At 38.3% G+C, this 6798-nt stretch carries 5 protein-coding genes; 3 read left to right on the top strand and 2 right to left on the bottom strand.

Features of this window, described 5'->3' with window-relative positions:
• Positions 1-211 precede the first annotated feature (211 nt).
• On the bottom strand, positions 212-658 hold the full coding sequence (locus V7K32_RS12755) for a hypothetical protein (RefSeq protein ID WP_334993677.1): 447 nt from the start codon (positions 656-658) through the stop codon (positions 212-214).
• A gap of 140 nt (positions 659-798) precedes the next feature.
• Positions 799-1560, bottom strand: a complete 762-nt coding sequence (locus V7K32_RS12750; RefSeq protein ID WP_334993675.1) for a hypothetical protein — start codon at positions 1558-1560, stop codon at positions 799-801.
• Positions 1561-1721: 161 nt separating this feature from the next.
• Between V7K32_RS12750 and V7K32_RS12745 the strand changes: the two genes are divergently transcribed.
• From V7K32_RS12745 to V7K32_RS12735, 3 genes are all read left to right on the top strand, one after another.
• Positions 1722-2588, top strand: coding sequence for an aldo/keto reductase (locus tag V7K32_RS12745; protein ID WP_334993673.1), 867 nt, complete (start codon positions 1722-1724; stop codon positions 2586-2588).
• A gap of 154 nt (positions 2589-2742) precedes the next feature.
• Positions 2743-3651 (top strand): transposase family protein, encoded by a 909-nt coding sequence (locus tag V7K32_RS12740; protein ID WP_334993671.1) that lies wholly within the window; start codon positions 2743-2745, stop codon positions 3649-3651.
• Between the two features lie 1214 nt (positions 3652-4865).
• A complete protein-coding gene (locus tag V7K32_RS12735; RefSeq protein ID WP_334993669.1) occupies positions 4866-6269 on the top strand; it encodes a right-handed parallel beta-helix repeat-containing protein in 1404 nt (467 codons plus the stop codon).
• The last annotated feature ends 529 nt before the right edge of the window (positions 6270-6798 follow it).

The following is a 6798-nucleotide window of genomic DNA, read 5'->3' as shown; positions in this document are numbered from 1 at the left end:
CTGTGAGGCTGCTAGAGTATGGCATTACTACTTTATACAACTTTTGCGCTCACTTTACTTCAACACAGTAAAAGATGTCAAATGGGTTCTATAAAGGGGAGGGAACCGGATTTTTTTATTGTTTCCCTCCTTTATAAGGGGGGATTAAGGGGGGTAATAATTCGATTAAAAGCACAACAAACCACTTTTCAAACAACCTCTAAGGGCTTGCTTAGTAAGCGGCTATCTCAGCACCACTATCAATGAAAGGTCTCCCATTAGTATAATCGTGGGTACAGATAAGAACCATTGTGGTTGGCTGATTTAAATTAACGAGTGTAACCCCACCGATTGTAGTTGTTATAGATCCACCCAGCTGTGTTCCAAGGGCGGCTGCGTGTATAGAAATAATCTCACCTGTTTCTCTGGCGCGGACATAGCATCGCGCAATGCCATTGGTTCCATTGTTTCCAGCTGTCGCTGAATAATTAACTATCCACTTACCACGAGGAAGAAGAATTTCCGCTAGTCTGAGTTCCTGATCTCCAACAGGAGGAAAATAAAGAACCTGTGTTGTCTTGGCAAAGTATGCTACGTTGATTGCTGTTGCAGGCAGTGTTAAACTGACCACCGATCCAACAATAGCTAACAAGGAACTACCTAATGCTAATAGTTTCATAATTCAATGAATTTTTGGTTAGTTACATCAAGCCAATAAGGTTTATCAACCTTGAAATATAGTGTTAATAGCTACTTCATACATAATTTATTAAAAAATCTTCATAAATCATAAATTATGGGTATTGAAACGATTTTTTGTTAAAATTTTAAGAATGAATGTATTCTATAAACTGCATATCTGATGCTCTTTTCATCAGTATATTGTGGGTTAATTGGAATTTCCTCGCCAGATTTCATCATAATTACAGCCCGGTAAAGCTTGGAGTATTTATATTGCTTTTCTTGAATATCAAAACGCAGAATATTTTCTAGTGGATGTTCGATAATTTGATTGCCACGCAAACTTTTACGTTCGATAAATACCTTATCGATACTTTTATAGAAGGTACACGTAGTTACAGGCGAGGTTGCAAAATAAGCAGCGATCGCCATAATAATCAATATAAATAAACTTAAGAAAAATAAATAATTACGCTGATTCTGCTGCACTAATAGGGAAGTTTGCCTAGAGTTGATAAAATTATTGATTTTTAATACAACTTCCTCATTCTCTTGATAGCTAATATTTGATAGCAAAGCAAAGTCTCTAAATGGAGTGACAATAATAACTTGATAGCTTTTTCGCCCTTTGCTACCAGTCTTTGTCAGGATGTATGCTTCTTCAGGATCAAACATTTTAAGCTTTTCCATGCTTCCCAACAAATTAAACCGCTTGAATTCACAGTTGATTTGGTTTGGTGAGATGCGATCGCAAGTTATTCTAACTGAAGCAGGCTCAAAAAATAAGCAGTAAATCAAAAAGCTTAAACAGACAGTAAAAATGCACCACCCGCTAAACCAATATCCGAGTGGTCGATGCTTTAGCTGCAATCGGGTACGGGTTTCCTCTACAATTTTCATCTGTACTTGTATATAGAATATTTAACCCCTGAGTAGAGTATTCCCCTCATCGCCCATTTACTGATCACCAAGTCTAAGTACTAAGGAAGATTTCTGATGGATCGCTAAAAAAGCTTTGGTTAACTGATGGATAATTGGGACAGAAAGCTATAGCTAGAAGCATGGAAACCAAACAGCTAGGAAAAACTGGTATATTTGTAAGTGCGATCGGTTTGGGTGGTATGCCCATGTCAATTTCTAATCGCCCTCCCGAATCGGAATCAATCGAAGTTATTCATCGGGCCCTCGATCTGGGTATCACATTTATTGACACTGCCGACTCTTACTGCAAAGATGAATCAGATAAGCACCACAACGAGCGGCTAATTCACAAGGCACTTAGTAGTTACAAAGGCGATGTTAGCCAAGTAATTGTGGCAACTAAGGGCGGTTTGATGCGTCCCAATGGAAACTGGACAAGCAACGGGAACCCAGAACATTTACGCGAAACAATTCGAGTTAGTTTTGAAGCTTTAGGTGGTACTAAACCCATCGATGTTTGGCAATACCATTCGCCCGATCCTAAGTACACCATTGAAGAATCCCTTGCGCCACTTAAAGAAGCAGTCGAGGCAGGTTTAATTCGATTTGTGGGAGTTTCTAACTTTTCCGTTGAACAAATTAAGCGATCGCAGGATGTGGTAGATATTGTCTCAGTGCAGAATCAATACAGCCCTTGGCAACGACAGCCAGAAAATGACGGCGTGTTGAAGTATTGCGAACAACAAGGATTGACGTTTTTGCCTTGGAGTCCCTTTGGTGGTAAGCGTCGCCATCAAGACTTGCAAGATATCCCTGCGATCGCTAACTTAGCTAAAGAAAAAGGCGTTTCAGTATATAATATCGTTTTGGCGTGGTTGCGTTCCAAGTCGCCCGCTATTTTGCCAATTCCTGGTGCTAGTAAGGTTTCTAGCATTGAAGACTCAGCCCAAGCTATCAATGTGAAACTATTTGATGAAGAAGTGCAAAAAATCGACCGGGCAACTTAATCATTCCAAGCGATTTTCACTTCGGTGTAATACAGTTTGAACGTCATCCTCAACCCTGATGTATCAAGATATTTAGTCTCATCCAATAGACTTATCCTTAATATAAGCTTTGTGGGATAATCAAAGAATAATTAAGAAATATGCGAATTGAATAATGACAAGTCCTTTGGCAAGAATTGAATCACATCCGCAAGAAGCAAAGCAGCTAATTTGTATTGATTATGAGCAATTTATAGCATTAGTAAAATTGGCAGAAAAACACCATGCTGAAAAATGTGCAGAAATTGAAAAAAATAAAATTCGTATTATTGCTCCTGGTGGGGGACGGAAACCGGATATATCTCCAAAAGAAGGAGTATGCTTATGCCTAGTTTATCTTCGACAAAAACCAATTTTTGAAATATTAGGTCTCCTCTTTGATATTTCTAAAACAAAAGCTAATGATACATTTAATTATTGGTTAGGAATCCTCAGAGAAATCTTACCAGCATCTCAAATAGAAGAAGTAAAAGCAGATAGTGAAAAATATCAAGAGTTGCGTCGAATCCTTGGTGAATATGAATTAATTGTCGATAGCGCAGAGCAAGCCATACAAAGACCTGTAGACTATCAAGAGCAGAAAAAATACTATTCGGGAAAGAAAAAAATGCATCCTCTAAAAAACCAATTTATTGTGCTACCGAATGGTGAAGATATTGTTGATGTATGCGTTGGGCAATTAGGTAAAACAAGTGACATAGGTTTATTTAGAGAAACACGGCATAAATTCGATGCTGAACAAAAATTTATCGGCGATAAAGCTTATATCGGAGAAAATAAAATTACTACACCACATAAGAAACCAAAAAACTCAGAGATTTCACAACTACAGAAAGAAGAGAATAAACAATTATCGTCACGCAGAATTAGTGTTGAGCATATGATATGCCGAGTAAAAATATTTCGAGTAGCGAGTGAGAGATTTCGTTTATCTCGTCATCGCTATAGCCAGGTAATAATGGCAGTTTCTGGACTTGTAAGATTGCGACTTAATTGCTCATATTTTTTATCTGTTAATACTTAAGTTTAAGTGATAAAAATAAAATTTGATTTTTCCTATCTTTCCACTCCCAAGTGATGATTTAGCTCGATTTATTCCCCAAAGTCTGATTCTTACGTCCATTAAGCGCTGACGATCGCACTTGCGGTAGAATCGCTAAAATCATTGTACACTAAGGATTTCGCATTTGCGGATAAGTCTAATATAGCAACCGTATAGTCTATTAGGACGTAGACTAAAAGTATTATCATGACCTGCTATGGTCTGATTTGCTATGGCTAAACCCTACAGTTACGATTTCCGCTCTTATGGTGATTCAATCCATAGTATCTACGGGATGCGATGTAGCATATCTTACATCTAGCGTCCTAACCGTTATGGCGATCGCTATAGTTTTATTTATTTTTGCGTACTTGCTTAAATGATGTGTTTAAATATGATGCGTAGAACCGTATTTTTCCAGAGAAGCAAGCTATGCAACGCGTCTCTTATTTCAAAGAAAAACTTCTAGGTTAGAGTAGCTATTCTCGTACTACTATGGCAAAGAAACCTATGCACCGTCAAGGCCACAGGATAAGGCAAGACTAGGGTAGAGAACTGGCTTACATGAAGCGATCGCTTCCTCGAAAATTGTATTTTATATCCTAATTTTAATATCTTTTTAAGTAGTATTACTTGCTTACAAATACTATAGACCTAAAGTTTTCACCGAAAATTTTTAATCTGGTATTAATACGCTTTTTCAAACTTTGTTTTAATTACTCTAATATTTAATGAGAATGATAATACTTTAAAAGATGTAGGTGTAAAATCTATTATGTATATGCTTATTAACTCATCAATGATTATTATTATCATAAGAATTATTTAACTAAATTAACTAATTGATGACATATATAGTATCTTAACCACAGATATCCCGTATACACAGTACAATAATGTCGAATTCGAAATGACGCCATTTGTACACTTGCTTGGTGTCCATTAATGAAGTAGCGCTGGATACTGAATCATTTTCCTTCAGTACTTTTACTATATAGTTGCTATTTTTTGGAAGACAAGCTAAAAAGGCTTTTCAGCCATATTTACGTGGTAATTCTCAGGTGGTAACCTGAGAAACGGTGTATAAACTTACAAATGGCAGTTACACGACTGTAACCAATACTGAGTTACTGACTAAGGCTAGAGTTACTGACCGTTGACGAATCAGTTTTTGCAACATACCCTATTTTTTCCCTATGATGATTCATGGTTTAGGTTTTCTCAGTTTGAGCGCATCTCTTATACTTCCCTGGGCATTAACAGGTGTGGTTCAAGGACAGAGAATCACAGAGTCTTTTGTTAAAGATGTTCATCAGTCATCCACCGATCAAGAAATGCCACTACCAAGCCGCAAGCTGATCAGCGAGGTTCCAACTGCGACAAAATATTATGTTAGTGGTAAAGGAAACGATAAAAATAGCGGACGCACTACCTCATCTGCCTTTAGGACAATTCAAAGGGCGGCAGACCTGACTAACCCTGGAGACACGGTACTTATTATGGACGGGGTATACAAGAATGCATATCCAACTGGAACGGTAGTAGATATTAAACGCTCTGGAAGGGCAAAGGCATGGATTAGGTATAAAGCATATCCTGGACATAGACCGAAACTTCAGCACAATGGATGGCATGGAATTTGGATTTCCAATGGAGCATCATATATTGAAATTAACGGGTTGGAGGTTGCAGGGAACAATGGCAATATGACCCGTCGTTATGGAGAAAGTCAGAAGTATAACCAATCAAACCCCCTGACCAATGGAAATTGCATCAGCATAGATGGAACACAAAATGGTCACACCCACCATATACGAATTCTCAACAACAAGGTACATGATTGTGGAGGCGGAGGCATTTCAGCGACTGAATCAGACTATCTAACAATAGAGAATAACGAGGTGTTCAATAATGCCTGGTACTCAGTTTACGGCTGTAGTGGCATTTCGCTGCTCAACAATTGGAATTCTGACAACAACCAAAACTATAAGATGTTTGTGACCAGAAACAGGGTTTACAAGAATCAAATGCTCGTTCCCTGGATGCGTAATGGCAAGATCCAAGACGGTAATGGCATTATTATTGATCGCGCAATGAATAAGCAAAAGGGATCAAGATTGAGTCCGTATCGAGGGCGTACTTTGATTGCCAACAACATCTCATATAAAAATGGTGGTGGTGGCATTCATACATTCCAAAGTGAGAATATCGATATTGTCTACAACACTAGTTATCTGAATAACCAAAGTCCGGAAATTGCATACGGGCAAATCTCGGTTAATGATTCAAATAATATCAACGTTCTCAATAACATCCTTTATTCTGAGCGTGGGAAACCGATAAACGGGAGATGGGGTGGTAGCAACATTAGGTTTGACTACAACCTCAACGCGAATAGTTCCTCGATAAGTGTTTCTGGATCTAGTGATATTATTGCAGATTCAGAGTTTATGAATGGCTCGGCTGGTGATTTTAGGCTGAAGTGGGCCAGTGCAGCAATCAATAGTGGTATGAAGTTCAATAGTGTGAAAACCGATTTTCTAGGCGACCCTCGTGTGAAGGGTTCACGATCCGATAGAGGGGCATACGAAATGCGGTAGTAGTTAAAAGTATGGAATTGAGTTGTATGGCAAAATCCTAATTTATCCAGCGTTTTTGTCTACAACTCATTTTTATAACACACTGCTCGCTCATTTATTAGGAACTAAGAAAAAGTGTGGTGGTAAATAATCAAAGTTTCAGCGTTTGCGAAGATAGGTAATACTTATATCAGGCTACACTAAGGCATAGGTAATTCCCTGGTAAAGCTAGCTGTTGCTTCAAGCAAGAGGTAGTTCTTGAAAGGGACACTTAGTAGGGGGAAATGACCCCCATGAAGAACTGCTGTGAATGAGAGCGCAACATGGGTCTGAGTACCCCATTTCTCTACCAGTGGTGCTTATACCCCTTACGCACAGATAACGGAAAACGAAACACAGAGGATGCAGAGGTCACGGGGAAATGATAGTTTAAGAGGGTTCTTGCGTAAGCCCTAAAAAATTAAAAATAAAATGGGCGAACTGTAAGTTTTAAGCTACATTCCCCATTTAAAACTCTCACATGAATCAGGATCATGGTTTATTAATATCT

The organism is Nostoc sp. (genome assembly GCF_036917635.1).
Taxonomy (GTDB): domain Bacteria; phylum Cyanobacteriota; class Cyanobacteriia; order Cyanobacteriales; family Nostocaceae; genus Nostoc.
Note: the sequence above shows the minus strand (reverse complement) of the source record. Positions and strands in the feature narration are given on the sequence as shown.